This window comes from Streptomyces sp. NBC_01116, assembly GCF_041435495.1.
Classification (GTDB): Bacteria; Actinomycetota; Actinomycetes; order Streptomycetales; family Streptomycetaceae; genus Streptomyces.
Genome location: NZ_CP108644.1, coordinates 5,049,747 through 5,073,153 on the forward strand (window position 1 = coordinate 5,049,747; position 23,407 = coordinate 5,073,153).

The following is a 23,407-nucleotide window of genomic DNA, read 5'->3' on the forward strand; positions in this document are numbered from 1 at the left end:
CGGCCCCCGGGGCCTCACAGCTCCAGGCGGAAGCAGACGGCCTCCTGCCCGCGCGGAGTGGGGTACGACTCGGCGCGCCGCATCCCGAGCCGTTCCGCGACCGCCATCGACCGGGCGTTGCGCGAGTGGACCATCGCGACGACCTCGCCCACCCCCGCCGCCCGCACCCGCTCCAGCGTGGTGCGGGCCGCGGCCGTGGCGTAGCCCCGGCCCCACGCCGCACGCCCCAGCCGCCAGCCGATCTCGATCGCGCCGACCGGCCCGTAATGCGTGTGCGGCCACGGCTGCGCCCCGGTGAAGCCGAGGACGGCGTCCTCCTCGTCCGTGACGGTCCACAGGCAGTAGCCCAGCTCCGCGTCGTGCCGCCGCTGGCGCGCGGTCAGCTCCTCGTACGCGGACAGCTCCGCGCTCCGGCCGCCGACGAACTCCATGACCTGCGGGTCGTCGAAGACCCGGTGCCAGGTCAGGGCGTCCTCGTCGGTCGGAACACGGAGGTGTACGGCGGGAGCCGAAGCCGGAGGCGTGACAGGTGCTGTCGACATGAGGGAGCCCTTCGGAGGGTCGGTTCGCAGGCCCCCATAGACTGCACGGGACATGTGCCGCGCGGCACGCGAATTCGAGTCTTCGGGAGATCCGACCGTGACCGAGCCCCTCTCCGAGCACAGCGCGGACGTGATCGTCGTCGGAGCGGGCCCAGCCGGCTCCACGACCGCCTACTACCTCGCCAAGGCCGGACTCGACGTCCTGCTCCTGGAGAAGACCGCCTTCCCCCGCGAGAAGGTCTGCGGCGACGGGCTCACGCCCCGCGCCACGAAACAGCTCGTCTCCATGGGGATCGACATCTCCGAGGAGGCGGGCTGGCTGCGCAACAAGGGCCTGCGCATCATCGGCGGCGGTGTCCGGCTCCAGCTGGACTGGCCGGACCTCGCCTCCTACCCGGACTACGGCCTGGTCCGCAAGCGCGACGACTTCGACGAGCAGCTGGCCCGGCAGGCGCAGAAGGCCGGCGCCCGGCTGTACGAGCGCTGCAACGTGGGCGCGCCCATCAGGGACGAGCGCACCGGCCGCATCACCGGCGTCGAGGCGAGGATCGGTGAGGAGAAGACCCCGGTCACCTTCCACGCCCCGCTCGTCGTCGCCGCCGACGGCAACTCCACCCGGCTCTCCCTGGCGATGGGCCTGCACCGCCGCGAGGACCGCCCCATGGGCGTCGCCGTGCGCACCTACTTCACCTCGCCCCGCCACGACGACGACTACCTGGAGTCCTGGCTGGAGCTGTGGGACAAGCGCGGTTCCGAGGACCGGCTGCTGCCCGGCTACGGCTGGATCTTCGGGATGGGCGACGGCACCTCCAACGTGGGCCTCGGCATCCTCAACTCCTCCTCCGCCTTCAAGGAGCTGGACTGGCGCGAGGTCCTCAAGGCCTGGTGCGCCTCGATGCCGGAGGACTGGGGCTACACCCCGGACAACATGACGATGCCGATCCGCGGCGCGGCCCTCCCGATGGCCTTCAACCGCCAGCCGCACTACACCAAGGGCCTCCTCCTCGTCGGCGACGCGGGCGGCATGGTCAACCCGTTCAACGGCGAGGGCATCGCGTACGCCATGGAGTCGGGCCAGATCGCGGCCGACGTCATCGTCCAGGCCCACGCCCGCGCCACGCCCGCCCAGCGCGAACTGGCCCTGAACAACTACCCGAAGGTGCTCAAGGAGACCTACGGCGGCTACTACACGATGGGCCGCGCCTTCGTGAAGCTGATCGGCAACCCGAAGATCATGAAGATCGCCACCCAGCGCGGCCTGACCCACCCGCTGCTGATGAAGTTCACCCTGAAGATGCTGGCCAACCTGACCGACCCGCAGGGCGGCGACGCGATGGACCGCATCATCAACGGCCTGTCGAAGGTGGCCCCGAAGGCCTGAGGCCGCTCGGGACGTCTCACGAGGGGTCCGCCGCACGCGTGCGTTCGTAGTGGCGGGCCACCCGGGCCCGGTTGCCGCAGGAGGGCTTGCACCACTCCTGCCGCCCGTGGCTCCGGACGAAATACCGTACGCAGCGCGGCGCGTGGCACGCCCGCAGCCGCTCGCGCTCCGGGCCGCTCAGGAAGTCGACGGCGTCCCGTGCCAGCGCCGCGACCAGCCGTACGCCCGGATCGTCCTCGGCCGACAACAGGCGGGCCGCCGGGGGCCCTTCGTCCGGCCAGTGCAGCTGGGGGGCCACGGGCTCCCGGGCGGCGGCCGCGTTGAGGAGGGCCAGGGCCTCGTCGGCGGGCATCAGGCGGTGGGCGTCGGCCCGACTGGGCGGGGCCGGGCTGACCACCCGGGCGAACAGGGCCCGCACGGCCCGCCGTACACCGACGACCGCGGCCCGTAGCTCCTCGTCGGCGACCGGGTCCCCGGTGGCGGCGGCCGGCAGGCCGGGCTGCCGCTGGAGCCAGCGGATCGCTCCCCGGACCGTTTCCAGGTCGTCGAGGGCCCCGCCGTCCCCGTCGTGACGGATGGTGCTCACCAGCTCCATCACGGGCCGCTGCGCCACTGCCCGCTCCCTCCGCCGCCTCTTGAACGTCCGCGGCCGCCTCTTGAACGTCCGCGCCTCCCACCCTAGAGTCCTAACGGAAGAATGGAAATAAACGTTAGACGGGGGAGTGCTGCTCATGTTGCTTGCTCAGATCAGCGATCTGCACCTGGACGGCAGTGACCGCGCGACCCGGCGGACCGCCCGCGTCATGGACCATCTGCGGGCCCTGCCGCACCCGGTCGACGCGCTGCTGGTCACCGGGGACCTCGCCGACCACGCGACCGAGGCCGAGTACGAGGAGGCCGTACGCCTGCTCGACGCGCCGTTTCCCGTGCTCGCCTGCCCGGGCAACCACGACGCCCGGCCCGCCTACCGCAAGGCGTTCCTCGGGGAAGCCCCCGACACCGCACCCGTCAACCGGGTCCACCGCATCGCCGGGTGCGCCGTCCTGATGTGCGACTCCACGATCCCCGGCCGCGACGAGGGGCGCCTCGCCCCGGAGACGCTGGCCTGGATCGACGCCACGCTCGACGGGCTGCCCGACGACGTCCCCGCGCTGATCGCCTTCCACCAGCCGCCCGTCGAACTCCACCACCCGCTGCCGGACTCCGGGATGCTCCAGGAGCCCGAGCGGCTCGCCGCCCTGCTCGCCGCCCACCCGCGGGTCGTCGCCGTCCTCACCGGGCACGCCCACACGGCCGCCGCCTCGGTCTTCGGGGGCCGCCCGCTGATCGTCGGCCCCGCCGTCACCTGGACCCTGCGCATGCCCTGGGAGGGAGACCGCCCGGCGGACCGGGACCAGCCGCCGGGGCTGGCGTTCCACGTCCTGGGCGAGGACCGGCGGCTGACCACGCACTTCCGCGTCGTCCCCTGACGCCTCCGGATCCCGGAACTCCGCCTCACGTCGGCGGTTAATCCCCAACTCCCCAGGTGATCGTGTGCGATGATTTGCGCGCCCCCCGGTCATCGGCAGTCCGGACCGGCCGGCGCCCGCCCCGCCCGTAGCGGCGGCACGCGGTGCGTACCACTCTTCTTGACGCACGCTCACACCGAACGCAGGCCGGCGGGGTACGGACCAAGCCGATACAGCGCTGCTCGACCCCAAGGACAGACAGCCATGACCACCGCCTCCCTGCCCCAGCACCACGGGCTCTTCCTGGAGCCCCGCTTCGCCGTGGACCTGACCGCGACGGACGAGGACGAGGACTTCGACGCCCCGTACGACGCGCCGCCCGCGCCCACCACCTCGGCCAAGGAGCCGGAGCGGACCAACCGCCGCCCCCGCCGCCGCTGATCCGGACGGGCGATCCTCGGGACGCCGTTCTTCGGGACGGCGGCCCTGCGGACGGGCGGCCCTTCCGACGGCGGCCCTCAGGACCGCGGCTCTCCGGCCCGGGAAACCGCTGGAAGCCCAGCCGCCCGGCCGGTAGCCTCCTCGTCATGACCAGCCCCGAGTCCGACAGACTCCGGCCACCGGTGCGCCGGTGGCCGTGTTCGTGCTGAGCGTCGCCGGCTGACCCACGGGTCACCGGCCCCTTCGTCACGGTTCCACGCCCCCCGGCTCACCGCGGGTACGGGCCGTTCCCTCTCGCGTACGCGCCGAAGCAGCGCCGTACGCGGAGTTCGTGCCGCCGGCCGATCCTCACCGCCGGGCACCTCTCCGTGCCCCGGCCGATCGTCACCGCCGGGCACTTCTCCGCGCCGCCCCGCCGGACCACCGGCGGGCGTCCGCGCGCCCGTATCCCCGCATCCCGGTCTGTCTGTCCACCCGACGGTTCCGTCCAAGGGGCTTTCCACCCATGCCCATCGCTGTCTACGTCCTCGGGCTCGCGGTCTTCGCCCAGGGCACCTCCGAGTTCATGCTGTCCGGGCTCGTCTCGGGCATCGCCGCCGACCTCGACGTCTCCCTCTCCGCCGCCGGCCTCCTCACCTCCGCCTTCGCCGTCGGGATGGTGGTCGGCGCGCCCCTGATGGCGCTCTCCAGCCGCGCCTGGCCCCGCCGTCGCGCCCTGCTCCTCTTCCTCGCGGTGTTCGTCGCCGTCCATGTCGTCGGCGCACTCACCCCGAGCTACGGCGTGCTCCTCGCGACCCGCTTCGTCGGGGCCCTCGCCAACGCGGGCTTCTGGGCGGTCGCGCTGACCACCGCCGTCTCGATGGTCCCGGACCGGCTGAAGGGCCGGGCCACCGCCGTGGTGGTCGGCGGCGTCACGGTCGCCTGCGTGGTCGGCGTACCGGCGGGCGCGCTGCTCGGCGAGCACTGGGGATGGCGGTCGGCCTTCTGGGCGGTCGCCCTCGTCTCGCTGCCCGCCGTCCTCGCGGTCCTGCGCTCCATCCCGGGCGGCCGGGGCACGGACACGGGCGCCGCTCCCGTACCCGTACGGGACGAACTGCGCGCGCTGACCGGCCCCCGGCTGCGGCCGGTCCTGCTCACGATGGCCCTCGTGCAGGGCGCGACCTTCTGCGCGTTCTCCTACCTGGAGCCGCTCCTCACCAGGGAGACCGGCCTGGGCGCGGGCTGGGTGCCGGTGTCCCTGGCGCTCTTCGGGGCGGGCTCGTTCGCCGGGGTCACGGTGGCGGGCCGGTTCGCCGACGCCCGCCCGGTCGCCGTCGTCGCCACGGGCATGACCGCCCTCACCCTCGGCTGGGCGGCACTCGCCCTCGCGGCGGGCAGCCCGGTGCTCGCCCTGGCGCTGGTCCCGCTGCTCGGGATGCTCGCCTTCGGTACGGGCACCGCCCTCATCACCCGGGTCCTGGGCCTCGCGTCCGGGGCCCCGACGCTGGCCGGCGCGGGCTCGACGACCGCGTTCAACCTGGGGGCGACGGTGGGCCCGTGGGCGGGCGGCCTGGCCCTGGACGCCGGGTTCGGCTACCGGGCTCCGGTCTGGGTGAGCGCCCTGCTGATGGTCCTGGCCCTGCTCGTCGCCGCGACGACGGCGAAGGGCCGCCGCCCCCGAGCGGGGGAGCGGCGGCCCTCAGAGGCTGTCGACCTCAGCGCCGGCGGGCGCTTGTGAATCAGAGAACGCGGACCGCGCCGGTCGGCCGGTCGTAGTCCATGGAGCGCTGCACCGTGCCGGTGCTGGAGTTCTGCGCACCGACGAACTCGCCGCCACCGATGTAGATCGCGACGTGGTACGCGCTGCCCGCGCCACCCCAGTAGAGGATGTCGCCGGGCTGGAGGTTGTCCAGGGAGACCTGGGTGCCGGCGGTCGACTGGGACTGCGAGACGCGCGGCAGGTCGATGCCCGCCGTGCGGTAGGCGGCCTGGACCAGACCCGAGCAGTCCCACGCGTTGGGGCCGGTGCCGCCGGACACGTAGGCGTCGCCGACCTGCGCCTTGGCGAACGCCACGATGGAGGCGGCGGAGCCGCTCACGTTCGAGGAGGAGGAGTTCGAGGAGGAGGAGGGCGCGGAGGCGGAGCTGCCCGAGTCGGAGGAGCCCGAGGAGGCGCTGAGCGTCGTGCGCTCGGAGGTCCGGGAGGCGCGCTCGGCGCGCTCCTCGGCCTCTGCCTCGGCCTTCGCCTTGGCGGCGGCTTCGGCCTTCTTCTTCGCCTCGGCCTTGCGGACGGCCTCGGCGTGCGCCTTCTTGGCCGTCTTCGCGGCCTTCTCGGCCGCGGCGTCCTCGTCGGCCTGCGTCTCCAGGTCGAGGGCGACCTGCTGCGTGGCCTGGGCGGAGGCGGCCACAGCGGTGGAGAAGCCGGACGTGATGGTGGGCATCTCGATCGTCTGGGTCACCGGCTCGGCTTGGGCCGGACCGGCGGCACCCGCGACCGCGATGGTGCTGAGGACGCCACCGGCAACTCCGGCTCGCAGTGCCGACTTCGAGGCGCGCTGGCGGGGCTTCCGGTGGCTGGGTATGTGAGCGGTGTGGGACATGGGTACTAGCGCTATCAGGGCTGTAGGGGTCCCATCAAGAAACGTGTGTTGCGACACAGTTACGTTCGGAATCTGTGAATCCGCTTTCTGAGCGCCTTTATTGACGCCGTAACGGGCAAACCGGGCGTCCGCCGTCAGGCCCGTGATCACTGCCTTTCGGTAATACGCCCGAATTGCCCGTCGCTTACCATCCGTTCACACCGATGGCCAAGCCCGGCTTTCCGGGGGGCGGGGCCGCGTGGCGCAGGTCACAGGACGACTCCGCCGGGACGGGCAACCCTCGCGCCCGTCATTCGCGTGGGCGTCCGCGGCCGGCGAGTCGACGACCGGACGGGCGGATCGGCGGACGGGTGCTCTCCGGATGCGCGATCCGGAAGTTCGTGAATGCGTGCACATGTCCACATCGGTCCTCGCCGCCCCTCCGTGCGGGCGGTGCTCGATCCCGGCCGGTGCCCTTATCACCTCGATGCATCCCACCGCCAATTTGCTTGTACGGGGCGTCGATTGATAGCGCGGCACGCCTTTGACCAGCAGTAACACCATCGAATGTCACGTCTCGTGATCACTCGGCCGCTTCGCGTACGAAGATCACCGCTCATACGACTTCATGATCCTTCGTCAGGTGGTGGAGATCACAAAGCCGTTGTCGTACCCCGTGTCGCAGATCACAGGGGGGCGGGCATAGGATGCGGGGCAGTCGGGCTTGTGAACTGCCTCACATGTACACGATCTTGGTGAGGCAGTGAGCCGGTCGCCCGATGCGGTCCACAGGTCAAGGACGACTGGAAGGAGCGAGGAGCGTGAATGCCTACGCGCCCATCCTCGTGCTCGGCGCCCTCGGGGCAGGGTTTGCGATCTTCTCCGTGGTCATGGCCACGCTTATCGGCCCCAAGCGGTACAACCGGGCAAAGCTCGAAGCGTACGAGTGCGGCATCGAACCCACCCCGACTCCCGCCGGAGGCGGCCGCTTTCCGATCAAGTACTACCTGACGGCGATGCTTTTCATCGTCTTCGACATCGAGATCGTCTTCCTCTATCCCTGGGCGGTCTCCTTCGACGCCCTGGGGATCTTCGGGCTCGTGGAGATGCTGCTCTTCGTGCTCACCGTCTTCGTCGCCTATGCGTATGTGTGGCGTCGCGGCGGCCTGGAATGGGACTGAGGGGCTGAGGGGCACACCATGGGACTCGAAGAGAAACTGCCGAGCGGCTTCGTTCTGACCACGGTCGAGCAGGCCGCGGGCTGGGTGCGGAAGTCGTCCGTCTTCCCGGCCACGTTCGGACTGGCCTGCTGCGCCATCGAGATGATGACGACCGGCGCGGGCCGCTACGACCTGGCCCGGTTCGGGATGGAGGTCTTCCGCGGATCGCCGCGGCAGGCGGACCTGATGATCGTCGCGGGACGGGTGAGCCAGAAGATGGCGCCCGTCCTGCGGCAGGTCTATGACCAGATGCCGAATCCCAAGTGGGTCATTTCCATGGGAGTTTGTGCGTCATCGGGTGGAATGTTCAACAATTACGCCATTGTGCAGGGTGTTGATCACATTGTCCCGGTAGATATCTATTTGCCGGGTTGTCCGCCACGCCCCGAGATGCTGCTGGACGCCATCCTCAAGCTCCACGAGAAGATCCAGACCTCCAAGCTCGGGGTCAACGCGGAGGAGGCCGCCCGCGAGGCGGAGGAAGCGGCCCTCAAGGCACTGCCCCTGATCGAGATGAAGGGGCTGCTGCGGTGACCGAGAACTCCGACGCGAACGGCGAGCGCGACGGCAACGCCGTACCCGCCCCGCGCGACACCGGCGGCGAGGTCATCCGCGTCCGCAAGGGCATGTTCGGCGCGAACAACGGCGGCGACACCTCCGGCTACGGCGGCCTCGTCCGCACCGTCACCCTGCCGGGAGCCGCCTCCCGGCCGTACGGCGGCTGGTTCGACGAGGTGGCCGACGAGCTGGAAGGGGCCCTGGAGGAACAGGACCTGCTCCCCTCCAACGCCATCGAGAAGACGGTCGTCGACCGCGACGAGCTGACCTTCCACATCGCCCGCGAGCACCTGGTCCAGGTCGCCCGCACCCTGCGCGACGACCCCGCCCTGCGCTTCGAACTCTGTACGGGCGTGAGCGGCGTCCACTTCCTGGGCGACAAGGGCCGCGAACTGCACGCCGTCTACCACCTGCGGTCCCTCACCCACGGCCGGGTGATCCGGCTGGAGGTGTCCGCCCCGGACAGCGACCCGCACATCCCGTCGCTCGTCGGGATCTACCCGACCAACGACTGGCACGAGCGCGAGGCGTACGACTTCTTCGGACTCGTCTTCGACGGGCACCCGGCCCTGACCCGGATCATGATGCCGGACGACTGGCAGGGCTTCCCGCAGCGCAAGGACTACCCGCTCGGCGGCATCGCCGTCGAGTACAAGGGCGCCCAGATCCCGGCTCCGGACCAGCGGAGGTCGTACTCCTGATGACCACTCCCCACGCGACACCCCGAGCGACCACCGAGGGGACCGTATATACGGTCACCGGCGGCGACTGGGACGAGGTCGTCGAATCCGCCGTGAAGTCCGACGACGAGCGCATCATCGTCAACATGGGCCCCCAGCACCCGTCCACGCACGGCGTGCTGCGCCTCATCCTGGAGATCGACGGCGAGACCGTCACCGAGGCCCGCTGCGGCATCGGCTACCTCCACACCGGCATCGAGAAGAACCTCGAATTCCGCAACTGGACGCAGGGCACCACCTTCGTCACGCGGATGGACTACCTCACGCCGTTCTTCAACGAGACGGCGTACTGCCTGGGCGTCGAGAAGCTCCTCGGCATCGAGGACCAGATCCCCGACCGGGCCACCGTCCTGCGCGTGCTGCTGATGGAGCTGAACCGGCTCTCCTCGCACCTGGTGTGCATCGCCACCGGCGGCATGGAGCTCGGCGCGACCACGATCATGATCTACGGCTTCCGCGACCGTGAACTGGTTCTCGACCTCTTCGAGCTCTTCACCGGCCTGCGGATGAACCACGCGTTCGTCCGCCCCGGCGGCCTCGCCCAGGACCTGCCCCCGGGCGCGGTCGACCGGCTGCGCGAGTTCATCAAGACCATGAAGAAGAACCTGCCGGAGTACGACAAGCTCGCCACCGGCAACCCGATCTTCAAGGCCCGTATGCAGGACGTCGGCTACCTCGACCTCACCGGCTGCATGGCGCTCGGCGCCACCGGCCCGGTGCTGCGCTCCGCCGGACTCCCGCACGACCTGCGCAAGAGCGACCCGTACTGCGGCTACGAGACCTACGACTTCGAGGTCCCGACCGCCGACACCTGCGACTCCTACGGACGCTTCCTCATCCGCCTGGAGGAGATGCGCCAGTCGCTGCGCATCATCGAGCAGTGCATCGACCGCCTGGAGCCCGGGCCGGTCATGGTCGCCGACAAGAAGATCGCCTGGCCCGCCCAGCTCGCCCTCGGCCCGGACGGACTCGGCAACTCGCTCGACCACATCCGGAACATCATGGGCACCTCCATGGAAGCCCTGATCCACCACTTCAAGCTGGTGACCGAGGGCTTCCGGGTCCCGGCCGGTCAGGTGTACACCGCCGTCGAGTCCCCCAAGGGCGAACTCGGCGTGCACGTCGTCTCCGACGGCGGCACCCGCCCCTACCGGGTCCACTTCCGCGACCCGTCCTTCACCAACCTGCAGGCCATGGCGGCGATGTGCGAAGGCGGCCAGGTCGCCGACGTCATCGTCGCCGTCGCGTCCATCGACCCCGTGATGGGAGGCGTCGACCGGTGACCACATCACGCCAAGACGTCAAGCTGGGGATGCCGCAGCTCCCCGCCACCCCCTACCCGGCCGAGGTGCGCGCCCGGCTCGACGCGGACGCGAAGGAGGTGCTCGCCCGCTACCCCGGCAGCCGCTCCGCCCTGCTGCCGCTGCTGCACCTCGTCCAGTCGGAGGAGGGCTACGTCTCCCGTACGGGCATGGCCTTCTGCGCCGAGACGCTCGACCTCACCACCGCAGAGGTCACCGCCGTCGCGACCTTCTACTCCATGTACCGGCGCAGGCCGAGCGGTGACTACCAGGTCGGCGTCTGCACCAACACCCTGTGCGCGGTCATGGGCGGCGACGCCATCTTCGACACGCTCAAGGAGCACCTCGACCTCGGCAACAACGAGACCACCGAGGACGGCAAGGTCACCCTCGAACACATCGAGTGCAACGCCGCCTGCGACTTCGCGCCCGTCGTGATGGTCAACTGGGAGTTCTTCGACAACCAGACGCCCGAGAGCGCCACGCGGCTCGTCGACGACCTGATCGCCGGCCGGACCGTCGAGCCCACCCGCGGCGCGCCCCTCTGCTCGTACAAGGAGACGGCCCGCATCCTGGCCGGCTTCCCCGACGAGCGGCCCGGCGCCGTCGAGGCGACCGGCGGCGCGGGCCCCGCCTCCCTGATCGGGCTGAAGCTCGCCAAGGGCGAGGCGCTCCCGAAGGCGCGCGTGGTCTCCCCGCGCGTCGGACAGCCCGAGGACACGAAGCCGCAGGACGCACAGCCGCACGACCCTTCGCCGACCGAGCACCTCAGCTCGCACGACGCACCGCAGCAGACCTCGGCCTCCGACCCGGAGCACCCGGCCGGGCCCGCAGCCGAGGAGGGGGAGTGATGACCTTGGCCGCCGAGATCGACCACAACGGGACGAGCCCCGAGAAGCTGCTCGCACCGGTCCTCTCCGCCTTCTGGGACCAGCCCGAATCCTGGACCCTGGACACCTACCGCCGCCACGAGGGCTACGAGGGGCTGCGCAAGGCACTCGCCATGACGCCCGACGACCTCATCGCGTACGTCAAGGACTCCGGTCTGCGCGGGCGCGGCGGCGCGGGCTTCCCCACCGGGATGAAGTGGCAGTTCATCCCGCAGGGCGACGGCAAGCCGCACTACCTGGTCGTCAACGCCGACGAGTCGGAGCCGGGGACCTGCAAGGACATCCCGCTCCTCTTCGCCAACCCGCACAGCCTCATCGAGGGCATGGTGATCGCCTGTTACGCGATCCGTTCGTCGCACGCGTTCATCTATCTGCGCGGTGAGGTCGTCCCCGTGCTGCGACGACTGCACGAGGCCGTACGAGAGGCGTACGAGGCGGGCTATCTGGGGACGAACATCCTGGGTTCAGGACTCGATCTGGAACTCACGGTGCACGCGGGCGCCGGTGCGTACATCTGTGGTGAGGAAACCGCGCTGCTCGACTCTCTCGAAGGACGACGTGGCCAGCCCCGGCTGCGGCCCCCCTTCCCTGCGGTCGCCGGTCTGTACGCCTGCCCCACTGTGGTGAACAACGTCGAGTCCATCGCCTCGGTTCCCGCGATCCTGAACAAGGGCAAGGACTGGTTCAAGTCGATGGGCAGCGAGAAGTCCCCGGGCTTCACGCTCTACTCGCTCAGCGGCCACGTCACCAGCCCCGGCCAGTACGAGGCCCCGCTCGGCATCACGCTGCGCCAGCTGCTCGACATGAGCGGCGGCATCCGGGCCGGCCACCGGCTGAAGTTCTGGACGCCGGGCGGCTCCTCCACCCCGATGTTCACCGAGGAGCACCTCGACGTCCCCCTCGACTACGAGGGAGTCGGCGCCGCCGGGTCCATGCTCGGCACCAAGGCGCTCCAGTGCTTCGACGAGACGACCTGCGTCGTGCGGGCCGTCACCCGCTGGACCGAGTTCTACGCCCACGAGTCCTGCGGCAAGTGCACACCCTGCCGCGAAGGGACCTACTGGCTCGTCCAGTTGCTCCGCGACATCGAGGCCGGCAAGGGCGAGATGGCCGACCTCGACAAGCTCAACGACATCGCCGACAACATCAACGGCAAGTCGTTCTGCGCGCTCGGCGACGGCGCGGCCTCGCCGATCTTCTCCTCGCTCAAGTACTTCCGCGAGGAGTACGAGCAGCACATCACCGGCAAGGGCTGCCCCTTCGATCCCGCCCGGTCCACGGCCTGGGCCGACGACAAGAACACCGACGGCAAGAACGCTCACCGGGGGGTGAACGCATGACAGTCACCACGAGTGCGCCCTCCGGGGGCGGCGAGGCGGCAGTGCCGCCCGAGGACCTGGTCACGCTGACCATCGACGGCATCGAGATCAGCGTCCCCAAGGGGACCCTGGTCATCCGGGCCGCCGAGCTCCTCGGCATCGAGATCCCGCGCTTCTGCGACCACCCGCTCCTCGACCCCGCCGGCGCCTGCCGCCAGTGCATCGTCGAGGTCGAGGGCCAGCGCAAGCCGATGGCCTCCTGCACCATCACCTGCACCGACGGCATGGTCGTCAAGTCGCAGATCACCTCTCCTGTCGCCGAGAAGGCGCAGAAGGGCGTGATGGAGCTGCTGCTGATCAACCATCCGCTGGACTGCCCCGTCTGCGACAAGGGCGGCGAGTGCCCGCTCCAGAACCAGGCGATGTCGCACGGCGCCGCCGACTCCCGCTTCGAGGGCAGGAAGCGCACGTTCGAGAAGCCCGTCCCGATCTCCACCCAGGTGCTGCTGGACCGCGAGCGGTGCGTGCTCTGCGCGCGCTGCACCCGGTTCTCCAACCAGGTGGCGGGCGACCCGATGATCGAGCTGATCGAGCGTGGCGCCCTCCAGCAGGTCGGCACCGGCGTGGGCGACCCCTTCGAGTCGTACTTCTCCGGAAACACCATCCAGATCTGCCCGGTCGGCGCGCTGACCTCGGCGGCGTACCGCTTCCGCTCCCGCCCCTTCGACCTGGTCTCCACGCCCTCGGTGTGCGAGCAGTGCGCGGGCGGCTGCTCGACCCGCACCGACCACCGGCGCGGCAAGGTCATGCGCCGCCTCGCGGCCAACGAGCCCGAGGTCAACGAGGAGTGGATCTGCGACAAGGGGCGGTTCGGCTTCCGCTACGCCCAGCAGCGCGACCGGCTCACCACCCCGCTGGTCCGCAACGCCGAGGGCGAGCTGGAACCGGCGAGCTGGCCCGAGGCGCTGGAAGCCGCGGCGGCCGGACTCCTCGCCGCCCGCGGCCGCACCGGCGTCCTGACCGGCGGCCGGCTGACCGTCGAGGACGCCTACGCGTACAGCAAGTTCGCCCGGGTCGCCCTCGACACCAACGACGTCGACTTCCGCTCCCGGGTCCACAGCGCCGAGGAGGCCGACTTCCTGGCCGCCCGGGTCGCCGGACGCGGCCGGGACCTCGACGGCGAGGGGGTCACGTACACCGCGCTGGAGAAGGCCCCCGCGGTCCTGCTCGTCGGGTTCGAGTCCGAGGAGGAGGCGCCCGGTGTCTTCCTGCGGCTGCGCAAGGCCCACCGCAAGAGCGGCCAGCAGACCTTCGCGCTGGCCTCGCACGCCACCCGGGGCCTGGTGAAGGCGGGCGGCACGCTGCTGCCCGCAGCGCCCGGCACCGAGACCGAATGGCTGGACGCGCTCGCGGGCGGCGTCGGCCTGGAGGCCGAAGGGGCCGCCGCGGCCGAGGCGCTCCGCGGCGAACACTCCCTGATCATCGTCGGTGAACGGCTCGCCGGAGTGCCCGGCGCCCTGTCCGCCGCAGTCCGCACCGCCACCGCCACCGGCGCACGCCTGGTGTGGATCCCGCGCCGGGCGGGCGACCGGGGCGCGGTGGAGGCGGGCGCGCTCCCCACCCTGCTGCCCGGCGGCCGACCGGCCACCGACCCGCGGGCCCGCGAGGAGGTCGCGGAGCTGTGGCGCGTGGCCGAACTGCCCACCCGCCACGGCCGCGACACCGGCCAGATCGTCGAGGCCGCGGCCACCGGCGAACTGGGCGCGCTGCTCGTCGCCGGGGTCGGCGTCGAGGACCTGCCCGACCCGAACCGCGCCATCCAGGCGCTGAACGAGGTCGGCTTCCTGGTCTCCCTGGAGCTGCGGCCGAGCGCGGTCTCCGCCCGGGCGGACGTGGTCTTCCCGGTCGCCGCCGTCGCGGAGAAGTCCGGCACCTTCCTCAACTGGGAGGGCCGGGTCCGGATGTTCCAGGCGGCGCTGAAGCCGGAGCAGATGCCCCGGACGCTCGCGCCGACGGACTCCCGGGTGCTGCACATGCTGGCCGACGCCATGGACGTGCACTTCGCCCTGCCGGACCTGACCGCCGCCCGCCGCGAGCTGGACCGGCTCGGCGGCTGGGAGGGCGGCCACGCCCAGGACCCGCGCGAGAGCGCGCAGCCGCTGCCCCGGCCCGGCGACGGCGAGGCGGTCCTCGCGGGCCACCGGATGCTGCTCGACCTCGGCCGGCTCCAGGACGGCGACACCGCGCTCGCCGGGACCCGGCACGCGGCCGTCGCCCGGCTCTCGGCGGTCACCGCCGCCGAGTCCGGCGTCAAGGACGGCGACCTGCTCGCCGTCACCGGCCCCGCCGGCACCGTCGAACTGCCCCTCGCGGTCACCGACATGCCGGACCGGGTGGTCTGGGTGCCGCTGAACTCGGTGGGACGCGGCATCCCCGCCGACACCGGCGCGAACCCCGGCGGCCTGGTGCGGATCGGCCCCGCCGCCGCTCCGGGTGCTCCCGTCGAACCATCGGAGGTACGAGCGTGACTGGCCTCGCCGCACTCACGACGGCGCCCGAGGGCGTCGTCCTCGCCGCCGAGGATCTCTCGATGTTCGGCACCGACCCCTGGTGGCTCGTCGTCATCAAGGCGGTCTTCTGCTTCGCGTTCCTGATGCTGACCGTGCTGTTCTCCATCGTGTGGGAGCGCAAGGTCGTCGCCTGGATGCAGCTGCGCATCGGCCCCAACCGCAACGGCCCCTGGGGCATGCTCCAGTCGCTCGCCGACGGCATGAAGCTCATGCTGAAGGAAGACGTCATCGTCAAGCGGGCCGACAAGGTCGTCTACATCCTGGCGCCGATCATCGCGGCGATCCCGGCGTTCATGGCGATCGCGGTCATCCCGTTCGGCCCCGCCGACAACCAGGTGTCGATCTTCGGGCACCGCACGACGATGCAGCTGACCGACCTGCCGATCGCGATGCTCTACATCCTCGCGGTCGCCTCGGTCGGCATCTACGGCCTCGTGCTGGCGGGCTGGTCCTCCGGATCGACGTACCCGCTGCTCGGCGGTCTGCGCTCCTGCGCCCAGATGATCAGCTACGAGATCGCGATGGGCGCCGCGTTCGCCTCGGTGTTCCTCTACTCCGGGTCGATGTCGACCTCGGCGATCGTGGAGGCGCAGGCCGACCGGTGGTTCGTCATCCTGCTGCCGGTCTCCTTCATCATCTACATCATCACGATGGTCGGGGAGACGAACCGGGCGCCGTTCGACATGCCGGAGTCCGAGGGCGACCTCGTCGGCGGGTTCAACACCGAGTACTCCTCGATCAAGTTCGCGATGTTCATGCTCGCCGAGTACGTCAACATGGTCACCGTCTCCGCGGTCTCCGTGACCCTCTTCCTGGGCGGCTGGCGGGCTCCTTACCCGATCAGCACCTTCTGGGAGGGCGCGAACCAGGGCTGGTGGCCGATGCTCTGGTTCGTCCTCAAGGTCCAACTGCTGCTGTTCTTCTTCATCTGGCTGCGCGGCACCCTGCCCCGGGTCCGCTACGACCAGCTGATGAAGCTCGGCTGGAAGGTCCTCATCCCGGTCTCCGTGGTCTGGCTGATGCTCGTCGCCACCGTCCGCGCCCTGCGCAACGAGGGCTACGACTTCTCCCGGATCGTGCTGTACGTCGGAGCGGCCGTGATCGCGATCCTGCTGATCTCGTTCGTCGTCGACATGTTCCGCGACCGCAGGAGCCGGGCCGAGGAGGAAGCGGCCGGACCGGAGCCCGCCTTCGACCCGATGGCGGGCGGGTTCCCGGTGCCTCCGCTGCCCGGACAGACCCTGCCGCCGGTGCCCAGGCGCACACCACGACGGGAGCGCGAGCTCGTTGTCAGTGGTGGACCGGATACTCAGAGTGACGGAAACGCGAGTGACGGAAAGGAGGCCGGCGGTGTCTGAGAAACCAGAGCTCACGGGCTCATCGGGATCCGCTGGGTCCTCGGGCCGGGCAGGGGAGCCGGGGAAGCCGGGGGAGAAGTTCCAGAACCCGGTGGCCGGCTTCGGCGTGACCTTCAAGGCCATGTTCAAGAAGCGGCTCACCGAGCAGTACCCCGAGACGCCGAAGGTGACGGCGCCCCGCTTCCACGGCCGCCACCAGCTCAACCGCCACCCGGACGGCCTGGAGAAGTGCGTCGGCTGCGAGCTGTGCGCCTGGGCCTGTCCGGCCGACGCGATCTACGTGGAGGGCGCGGACAACACCGAGGAGGAGCGCTACTCCCCGGGAGAGCGCTACGGCCGCGTCTACCAGATCAACTACGCGCGCTGCATCCTGTGCGGACTCTGCATCGAGGCCTGCCCCACCCGGGCGCTGACGATGACGAACGAGTTCGAGTTGGCCAACACCACCCGCGAGAGCCTCATCTACACCAAGGACGAGCTGCTCGCGGGCCTGGAGGAAGGCATGGTCGACAGCCCGCACGCGATCTTCCCCGGCATGGACGAGCAGGACTACTACCGGGGAGTGGTCACCGAGGCCGCCCCCGGCACGGTCCGTCAGACGGCCGTGTCCAAGGGCGAGGGCGACAAGCCCGACGAGGACCCCATCGAGTCCACGCGTGCCGCCGACGCCCGGCAGGACAAGGGGGTGGGGGCGTGAACGCGCTGGCCGCAGCCACCACCACCTCGACCGGCGAGGCCGTCCAGTTCTGGATCCTGGGCACCGTCGCCGTGATCGGCGCGCTCTCCACGGTCCTGCTGAAGAGGGCCGTGCACAGCGCGCTCTCGCTCGCCGGCACCATGATCGTCCTGGCGGTCTTCTACCTCGCCAACGGGGCGTATTTCCTCGGCATCGTCCAGATCGTCGTCTACACCGGCGCGATCATGATGCTGTTCCTCTTCGTCGTCATGCTCGTCGGCGTCACCGCCGCCGACTCCCTCAAGGAGACCCTCAAGGGCCAGCGCTGGCTGGCCCTCGGGTGCTCCCTCGGGTTCGGCATCCTGCTGATCGCGGGCATCGGCAACGCCTCGCTGTCCACGTTCAACGGACTCGGCGCCGCCAACGCCGCGCACGGCGGCAACGTCGAGGGGCTCGCCAACCTCATCTTCACCAAGTACGTCTTCGCCTTCGAGATCACCGGCGCCCTGCTGATCACCGCGACGGTCGGCGCGATGGTGCTCACGCACCGCGAGCGCACCGAACGGGCCAAGACCCAGCGGGAGATGTCCGAGGAGCGCGTGCGCGGCAAGCACCTCCCGCCGCTCCCCGCACCCGGCGTCTACGCCCGGCACAACGCGGTGGACATCCCGGGCCTGCTCCCCGACGGCACGCCGTCCGAGCTGACCGTCATGCAGACGCTGCGGCAGCGCGGCCAGATCCGTGACGTCTCGCAGCAGTCCCTCGCCGATCTCAAGGCCCTGGAGCAGCGCTCCGGGGAGCGGCTCGGCCGCGAGGACGCGGACGCCGCGGCGCGCGAAGCCCGTCCCTCGTCCGCGGCGGAGAATTCGGAGGCCGCCAAGTGAACCCGGTCAACTACCTCTATCTCGCGGCCCTGCTGTTCGCGATCGGCGCCACCGGGGTGCTGGTCCGGCGGAACGCGATCGTGGTGTTCATGTGCGTCGAGCTGATGCTCAACGCCTGCAACCTGGCGCTCGTCACCTTCTCCCGGATGCACGGCAACCTCGACGGGCAGATCGTCGCGTTCTTCACGATGGTCGTCGCCGCCGCGGAAGTCGTCGTCGGGCTCGCGATCATCGTGTCGTTGTTCCGCTCCCGCCACTCGGCCTCGGTCGACGACGCCAGCCTGATGAAGCTGTAAGGGGTCGGAAACGTGGAGAACCTGATTGCGCTGCTCGTCGCGGCGCCCCTGCTCGGAGCGGCGGTCCTGCTCTGCGGCGGACGCCGGCTGGACAAGACCGGCCACTGGCTCGGCACCCTGCTCGCCGGCGCCTCGTTCGTCGTCGGCCTGATCCTGTTCACCGACATGCTGGGGAAGGACGCCGAGGACCGGGCCCTGCACCAGCACCTGTTCAGCTGGATTCCGGTGGAGGGCTTCCAGGCCGACATCGCCTTCCAGCTCGACCAGTTGTCGATGACGTTCGTCCTGCTCATCACCGGTGTGGGCACCCTGATCCACATCTACTCCATCGGCTACATGGAGCACGACGAGCGCAGGCGCCGCTTCTTCGGCTATCTCAACCTGTTCCTCGCGGCGATGCTCATCCTGGTCATCGCCGACAACTACCTCCTGCTGTACGTCGGGTGGGAGGGCGTCGGTCTGGCGTCGTTCCTGCTCATCGGCTTCTGGCAGCACAAGCCCACCGCGGCCACCGCCGCGAAGAAGGCCTTCCTGGTCAACCGGGTCGGCGACATGGGCCTGTCGATCGCCATCATGCTGATGTTCACCACCTTCGGCACCTTCGCCTTCGGGCCGGTGCTGGACTCGGCGGACGAGACGAGCCAGGGCAAGCTGACCGCCATCGGGCTGATGCTGCTGCTGGCCGCCTGCGGCAAGTCGGCCCAGGTGCCGCTGCAGTCCTGGCTCGGCGACGCGATGGAGGGCCCGACCCCGGTCTCCGCCCTCATCCACGCCGCGACCATGGTCACCGCCGGCGTCTATCTGATCGTCCGCTCCGGCGCGATCTTCAACGCCGCCCCGGACGCGCAGCTGGTCGTCGTCATCGTCGGCGCGGTCACGCTGATCTTCGGTGCGATCGTCGGTTGCGCGAAGGACGACATCAAGAAGGCGCTCGCCGGCTCCACGATGTCGCAGATCGGCTACATGATCCTGGCCGCGGGCCTCGGCCCCATCGGCTACATCTTCGCGATCATGCACCTGGTGACGCACGGCTTCTTCAAGGCCGGTCTCTTCCTCGGCGCGGGCTCCGTCATGCACGGCATGAACGACGAGGTCGACATGCGCAAGTACGGCGGCCTGCGGAAGTACATGCCGGTCACCTTCGTCACCTTCGGCCTCGGCTATCTGGCCATCATCGGCTTCCCCGGCCTGTCCGGCTTCTTCTCCAAGGACAAGATCATCGAGGCGGCCTTCGCCAAGGGCGGCACCGAGGGCTGGATCCTCGGCTCCGTGGCCCTGCTGGGCGCCGCGATCACCGCGTTCTACATGACGCGCGTGATGCTGATGACCTTCTTCGGCGAGAAGCGCTGGCAGCCGGACGAGGAAGGCCACGAGCCGCACCCGCACGAGTCCCCGAAGTCGATGACGATCCCGATGATCGTGCTGGCCTTCGGCTCGGTCTTCGCCGGCGGGTTCTTCGCGGTCGGCGACCGGTTCGTCAACTGGCTGGAGCCCGTCACCGGTTACGACCACGGGCACTCCCCGCTGAGCGCGGCCACGGTCACCGGAGCCACCGTGGTGGCCCTGGTCGTCGGCGTCGGCATCGCCTGGGCGATGTACGGCCGCAAGCCGGTTCCGCTGGTCGCCCCGCGCGGCTCGGTCCTCACCCGGGCCGCCCGCCGCGATCTCCTCCAGGACGACTTCAACCACGTGGTCCTGGTCCGCGGCGGCGAGCACCTCACCCGCTCGCTGGTCTACGTGGACCACTCCCTGGTCGACGGCGTCGTCAACGGCACGGCCGCCTCGGTCGGCGGGCTCTCCGGCCGGCTGCGCAAGCTGCAGAACGGCTACGCCCGCACCTACGCGGTCTCGATGTTCGGCGGTACGGCGGTCGTCATCGCCGCGACCCTGCTGATGAGGGCGGTCTGATCACATGTCCTTTCCCCTCCTGACCGCGACGGCGGCGCTCCCGGCGATCGGCGCCATCGCCACCGCCGCCGTCCCCGCCGCGCGGCGCACCGCGGCCAAATGGCTCGCGCTGCTCTTCTCGCTCGGCACGCTCGTCCTGGCGGCGGTCGTCTTCCTCCGCTTCGAGCCGGGCGGCGACCGCTACCAGCTCACCGAGTCCCGGGCCTGGATCGCCGACTTCGGCGTCCGCTACGAACTGGGCGTGGACGGCATCGGGGTGGCGCTCCTCGGCCTCACCGCGCTGCTGATCCCGTTCGTCATCGTGGCCGGCTGGAACGACGCCGACCCCCTGGAGACGAAGTCCTCGCGCTGGCGTCCGACACAGGGCTTCTTCGCCCTGATCCTCATGGTCGAGGCCATGGTGATCCTGTCGTTCACCGCGACCGACGTCTTCCTCTTCTACATCCTGTTCGAAGCCATGCTCATCCCGATGTACTTTCTCATCGGCGGCTTCGGCGACCGCGCCCACGCGGGCACCGACGAGAACGCCGCGACCCAGCGGTCGTACGCGGCGGTCAAGTTCCTCCTCTACAACCTGGCCGGCGGCCTGATCATGCTGGCCGCCGTCATCGGGCTGTACGTGGTCGCGGGCAGCTTCTCGCTCTCCGAGATCGCCGAGGCCCGCGCCAACGGCTCCCTGGAGATGGCGACCAGCACCGAGCGGTGGCTGTTCCTCGGGTTCTTCTTCGCCTTCGCGGTGAAGGCCCCGCTGTGGCCGCTGCACACCTGGCTGCCCAACGCGATGGGCGAGGCCACCGCCCCGGTCGCCGTGCTGATCACCGCGATCGTCGACAAGGTCGGCACCTTCGCGATGCTCCGCTTCTGCCTCGGGCTCTTCCCGGAGGCCAGCAAGTGGGCGACGCCGGTGGTCATCACGCTGGCGCTCGTCTCCATCGTCTACGGGGCGCTGCTCGCGGTCGGCCAGCGCGACATCAAGAGGCTCATCGCCTACGCCTCGATCTCGCACTTCGGCTTCATCGTCCTGGGCATCTTCGCGATGACCAGCCAGGGCCAGTCGGGCGCCACGCTCTACATGGTCAACCACGGGATCTCGACGGCCGCGCTGCTGCTGGTCGCCGGATTCCTCATCACCCGGCGCGGATCACGGCTCATCGCGGACTACGGCGGGGTGCAGAAGGTCGCCCCCGTGCTGGCCGGGACGTTCCTCATCGGCGGGCTCGCCACCCTGTCGCTGCCCGGACTCGCCCCGTTCGTCAGTGAGTTCCTGGTCCTCGTCGGCACGTTCAGCGCGTATCCGGTGGCCGGCATCATCGCCACCTCCGGCATCGTGCTCGCCGCGCTCTACGTCCTGGTCCTCTACCAGCGCACGATGACCGGCCCGGTGCGGGAATCGGTCCGGTCCATGCCGGACCTCCGGGCCCGGGAGCTGGCGGTCGCGCTTCCGCTGATCGCCGTGCTGATCTTCCTGGGCGTCTTCCCGAAGCCGCTCACCGAGGTCGTCAACCCGGCGGTGGAGCACACCATGTCCGACGTACAGAAGAAGGACCCCCAGCCCGAGGTGGAGGCCGCCAAGTGAGCGCAACAGCTGTCCACAGTCTGTGGACGACGGCGAGCGGGGTGACATCGGCGGCACCGGGCAACTCGTTCACGGCGCCGAAGATCGAGTACACCCAGCTGCTGCCGGTCCTGATCATCGTGGTCGCCGCCGTCCTGGGCATCCTGGTGGAGGCCTTCGTGCCGCGCCGGGCCCGCTACCACGCCCAGCTCCTCCTGACCGTGGTGGCGGTCGCCGGCTCGTTCGCCGCGATCGTCGGCCTCGCGGCCGGCGGATACGGCACCACGGACGCCGGGATCGTGGCCATGGGCGCCATCGCGATCGACGGCCCCACCCTGTTCCTCCAGGGCACCATTCTCCTGGTCGCCATGGTGGCGGTGTTCACCTTCGCCGAGCGCCGGCTCGACCCGAGCAGCAACGGCAACCGGGTCGACTCGTTCGCCGCGCAGGCCGGTTCCGTGCCGGGCGGCGAGGGCGAGAAGGCCGCGGTGCGGGCCGGGTTCACCACCACCGAGGTCTTCCCGCTCCTGCTCTTCTCGGTGGCGGGGCTGCTGGTCTTCCCGGCCGCCAACGACCTGCTGACCCTCTTCATCGCGCTGGAAGTCTTCTCGCTCCCGCTCTACCTCCTGTGCGCCGTCGCCCGCCGCAAGCGGCTGATGTCGCAGGAGGCGGCCGTGAAGTACTTCCTGCTCGGAGCGTTCTCCTCGGCGTTCCTGCTCTTCGGGATCGCCCTCCTCTACGGCTACGCGGGCTCCCTCGGGTACGCGGAGATCGCCAACGTCGTCGACGGCTCGGTCCTGGAGATCGACCCGGCCCTCGCCGACACCATGGGCAACGACGCACTGCTGCTCATCGGCGGCGCGATGATCCTGACCGGCCTGCTCTTCAAGGTCGGCGCGGTCCCGTTCCACATGTGGACCCCGGACGTCTACCAGGGCGCCCCGACCCCGGTGACCGGCTTCATGGCCGCCGCGACGAAGGTCGCCGCGTTCGGCGCGCTGCTGCGCCTGCTGTACGTGGCGCTCCCGGGCCTCGCCTGGGACCTGCGGCCGGTCATGTGGGCGGTGGCCATCGTCACGATGCTGGGCGGCGCGATCGTCGCGATCACCCAGACCGACATCAAGCGACTGCTGGCCTACTCCTCGATCGCACACGCGGGCTTCATCCTCGCGGGTGTCATCGCGGCCAGCCCGGAGGGCATCTCCTCGGTCCTCTTCTACCTGCTGGCCTACTCCTTCGTGACGGTCGGCGCGTTCGCCGTCGTCACCCTGGTGCGGGACGCGGGCGGCGAGGCCACCCACCTGTCGAAGTGGGCCGGGCTCGGCCGCCGCTCGCCGCTGGTCGCCGCGGTCTTCGCGGTGTTCCTGCTGGCCTTCGCGGGCATCCCGCTGACCTCAGGGTTCTCCGGGAAGTTCGCGGTGTTCAAGGCGGCCGCCGAGGGCGGGGCCGGCGCGCTGGTCGTCGTCGGTGTGCTCTCCTCGGCCGTCGCGGCGTTCTTCTACATCCGCGTGATCGTCCTGATGTTCTTCAGCGAGCCGAAGGCGGACGGCCCCACGGTCGCCGTCCCGTCCCCGCTGACCATGACGACGATCGCGGTCGGCGTCGCCGTCACCCTGGTGCTGGGCCTGGCCCCGCAGTACTTCCTGGACCTGGCGAGCCAGGCGGGAGTGTTCGTGCGGTAGCCCGCGCGGTACGCGGTTCAGCAGCGCCGGACGGTCGGATATCCACAGACCGTCCGGCGTTGTCGTTGCCTCCGCCTATC

General features: G+C 70.4%; 21 protein-coding genes. 18 read left to right on the top strand and 3 right to left on the bottom strand.

Annotated elements, in window-relative coordinates:
• Nucleotides 1–14: 14 nt before the first annotated feature.
• Complete coding sequence (locus OG245_RS22165; protein WP_371625231.1) at nucleotides 15–542, bottom strand: GNAT family N-acetyltransferase; 528 nt, start codon at nucleotides 540–542, stop codon at nucleotides 15–17.
• 97 nt (nucleotides 543–639) lie between these two features.
• Between OG245_RS22165 and OG245_RS22170 the strand changes: the two genes are divergently transcribed.
• Nucleotides 640–1,923 (top strand): geranylgeranyl reductase family protein, encoded by a 1,284-nt coding sequence (locus OG245_RS22170; RefSeq protein ID WP_361878563.1) that lies wholly within the window; start codon nucleotides 640–642, stop codon nucleotides 1,921–1,923.
• A gap of 16 nt (nucleotides 1,924–1,939) precedes the next feature.
• Here OG245_RS22170 and OG245_RS22175 read toward each other — a convergent pair whose 3' ends face one another.
• Nucleotides 1,940–2,518, bottom strand: a complete 579-nt coding sequence (locus OG245_RS22175; RefSeq protein ID WP_371627950.1) for an ABATE domain-containing protein — start codon at nucleotides 2,516–2,518, stop codon at nucleotides 1,940–1,942.
• A gap of 136 nt (nucleotides 2,519–2,654) precedes the next feature.
• Between OG245_RS22175 and OG245_RS22180 the strand changes: the two genes are divergently transcribed.
• The 3 genes from OG245_RS22180 to OG245_RS22190 all read left to right on the top strand — a co-directional run bounded on the left by OG245_RS22180 (nucleotide 2,655) and on the right by OG245_RS22190 (nucleotide 5,529).
• Nucleotides 2,655–3,392 (top strand): phosphodiesterase, encoded by a 738-nt coding sequence (locus OG245_RS22180; protein WP_371625232.1) that lies wholly within the window; start codon nucleotides 2,655–2,657, stop codon nucleotides 3,390–3,392.
• A 243-nt stretch (nucleotides 3,393–3,635) separates the two neighbouring features.
• On the top strand, nucleotides 3,636–3,812 hold the full coding sequence (locus tag OG245_RS22185; protein ID WP_371625233.1) for a hypothetical protein: 177 nt from the start codon (nucleotides 3,636–3,638) through the stop codon (nucleotides 3,810–3,812).
• 505 nt (nucleotides 3,813–4,317) lie between these two features.
• A complete protein-coding gene (locus tag OG245_RS22190; protein ID WP_371625234.1) occupies nucleotides 4,318–5,529 on the top strand; it encodes a Cmx/CmrA family chloramphenicol efflux MFS transporter in 1,212 nt (403 codons plus the stop codon).
• Nucleotide 5,530: 1 nt separating this feature from the next.
• Here OG245_RS22190 and OG245_RS22195 read toward each other — a convergent pair whose 3' ends face one another.
• A complete protein-coding gene (locus OG245_RS22195; protein ID WP_371625235.1) occupies nucleotides 5,531–6,391 on the bottom strand; it encodes a C40 family peptidase in 861 nt (286 codons plus the stop codon).
• Nucleotides 6,392–7,191: 800 nt separating this feature from the next.
• Here OG245_RS22195 and OG245_RS22200 point away from each other — a divergent pair.
• Genes OG245_RS22200 through nuoN form a run of 14 tightly spaced genes read left to right on the top strand, consistent with a single transcriptional unit; the run spans nucleotide 7,192 to nucleotide 23,327 of the window.
• The gene (locus OG245_RS22200) at nucleotides 7,192–7,551 is read left to right on the top strand and encodes an NADH-quinone oxidoreductase subunit A (RefSeq protein ID WP_003967084.1); all 360 of its coding nucleotides are present in this window, start codon (nucleotides 7,192–7,194) and stop codon (nucleotides 7,549–7,551) included.
• A gap of 18 nt (nucleotides 7,552–7,569) precedes the next feature.
• Nucleotides 7,570–8,124, top strand: a complete 555-nt coding sequence (locus OG245_RS22205; RefSeq protein WP_371625236.1) for an NADH-quinone oxidoreductase subunit B family protein — start codon at nucleotides 7,570–7,572, stop codon at nucleotides 8,122–8,124.
• Entirely contained in the window at nucleotides 8,121–8,849 is a 729-nt protein-coding gene (locus OG245_RS22210) for an NADH-quinone oxidoreductase subunit C (protein ID WP_371625237.1), read from the top strand. Before OG245_RS22205 ends, OG245_RS22210 begins: the two co-directional genes overlap by 4 nt.
• Nucleotides 8,849–10,171: an NADH-quinone oxidoreductase subunit D gene (locus OG245_RS22215; protein ID WP_371625238.1), complete on the top strand. Its 1,323-nt coding sequence runs from the start codon at nucleotides 8,849–8,851 to the stop codon at nucleotides 10,169–10,171. The genes OG245_RS22210 and OG245_RS22215 overlap by 1 nt, the downstream gene beginning before the upstream one ends.
• A gap of 29 nt (nucleotides 10,172–10,200) precedes the next feature.
• A complete protein-coding gene (gene nuoE / locus OG245_RS22220; RefSeq protein ID WP_371627951.1) occupies nucleotides 10,201–11,040 on the top strand; it encodes an NADH-quinone oxidoreductase subunit NuoE in 840 nt (279 codons plus the stop codon).
• Nucleotides 11,037–12,419 (top strand): NADH-quinone oxidoreductase subunit NuoF, encoded by a 1,383-nt coding sequence (nuoF, locus tag OG245_RS22225; protein WP_371625239.1) that lies wholly within the window; start codon nucleotides 11,037–11,039, stop codon nucleotides 12,417–12,419. The genes nuoE and nuoF overlap by 4 nt, the downstream gene beginning before the upstream one ends.
• Nucleotides 12,416–14,926, top strand: a complete 2,511-nt coding sequence (locus OG245_RS22230; RefSeq protein ID WP_371625240.1) for an NADH-quinone oxidoreductase subunit G — start codon at nucleotides 12,416–12,418, stop codon at nucleotides 14,924–14,926. The genes nuoF and OG245_RS22230 overlap by 4 nt, the downstream gene beginning before the upstream one ends.
• The gene (gene nuoH / locus OG245_RS22235; RefSeq protein ID WP_371625241.1) at nucleotides 14,923–16,326 is read left to right on the top strand and encodes an NADH-quinone oxidoreductase subunit NuoH; all 1,404 of its coding nucleotides are present in this window, start codon (nucleotides 14,923–14,925) and stop codon (nucleotides 16,324–16,326) included. The genes OG245_RS22230 and nuoH overlap by 4 nt, the downstream gene beginning before the upstream one ends.
• Nucleotides 16,319–17,023 carry an NADH-quinone oxidoreductase subunit NuoI gene (gene nuoI / locus OG245_RS22240; protein WP_371625242.1) on the top strand — a complete coding sequence of 235 codons (705 nt, stop codon included), beginning with the start codon at nucleotides 16,319–16,321 and terminating at the stop codon, nucleotides 17,021–17,023. The genes nuoH and nuoI overlap by 8 nt, the downstream gene beginning before the upstream one ends.
• Complete coding sequence (locus OG245_RS22245; RefSeq protein ID WP_371625243.1) at nucleotides 17,020–17,886, top strand: NADH-quinone oxidoreductase subunit J; 867 nt, start codon at nucleotides 17,020–17,022, stop codon at nucleotides 17,884–17,886. Before nuoI ends, OG245_RS22245 begins: the two co-directional genes overlap by 4 nt.
• Nucleotides 17,883–18,182: an NADH-quinone oxidoreductase subunit NuoK gene (gene nuoK / locus OG245_RS22250; protein WP_371625244.1), complete on the top strand. Its 300-nt coding sequence runs from the start codon at nucleotides 17,883–17,885 to the stop codon at nucleotides 18,180–18,182. Before OG245_RS22245 ends, nuoK begins: the two co-directional genes overlap by 4 nt.
• A 12-nt stretch (nucleotides 18,183–18,194) precedes the next feature.
• Nucleotides 18,195–20,090 carry an NADH-quinone oxidoreductase subunit L gene (nuoL, locus tag OG245_RS22255; RefSeq protein WP_371625245.1) on the top strand — a complete coding sequence of 632 codons (1,896 nt, stop codon included), beginning with the start codon at nucleotides 18,195–18,197 and terminating at the stop codon, nucleotides 20,088–20,090.
• 4 nt (nucleotides 20,091–20,094) lie between these two features.
• Nucleotides 20,095–21,666, top strand: coding sequence for an NADH-quinone oxidoreductase subunit M (locus OG245_RS22260; RefSeq protein ID WP_371625246.1), 1,572 nt, complete (start codon nucleotides 20,095–20,097; stop codon nucleotides 21,664–21,666).
• Nucleotides 21,663–23,327: an NADH-quinone oxidoreductase subunit NuoN gene (nuoN, locus tag OG245_RS22265; RefSeq protein ID WP_371625247.1), complete on the top strand. Its 1,665-nt coding sequence runs from the start codon at nucleotides 21,663–21,665 to the stop codon at nucleotides 23,325–23,327. The genes OG245_RS22260 and nuoN overlap by 4 nt, the downstream gene beginning before the upstream one ends.
• The last annotated feature ends 80 nt before the right edge of the window (nucleotides 23,328–23,407 follow it).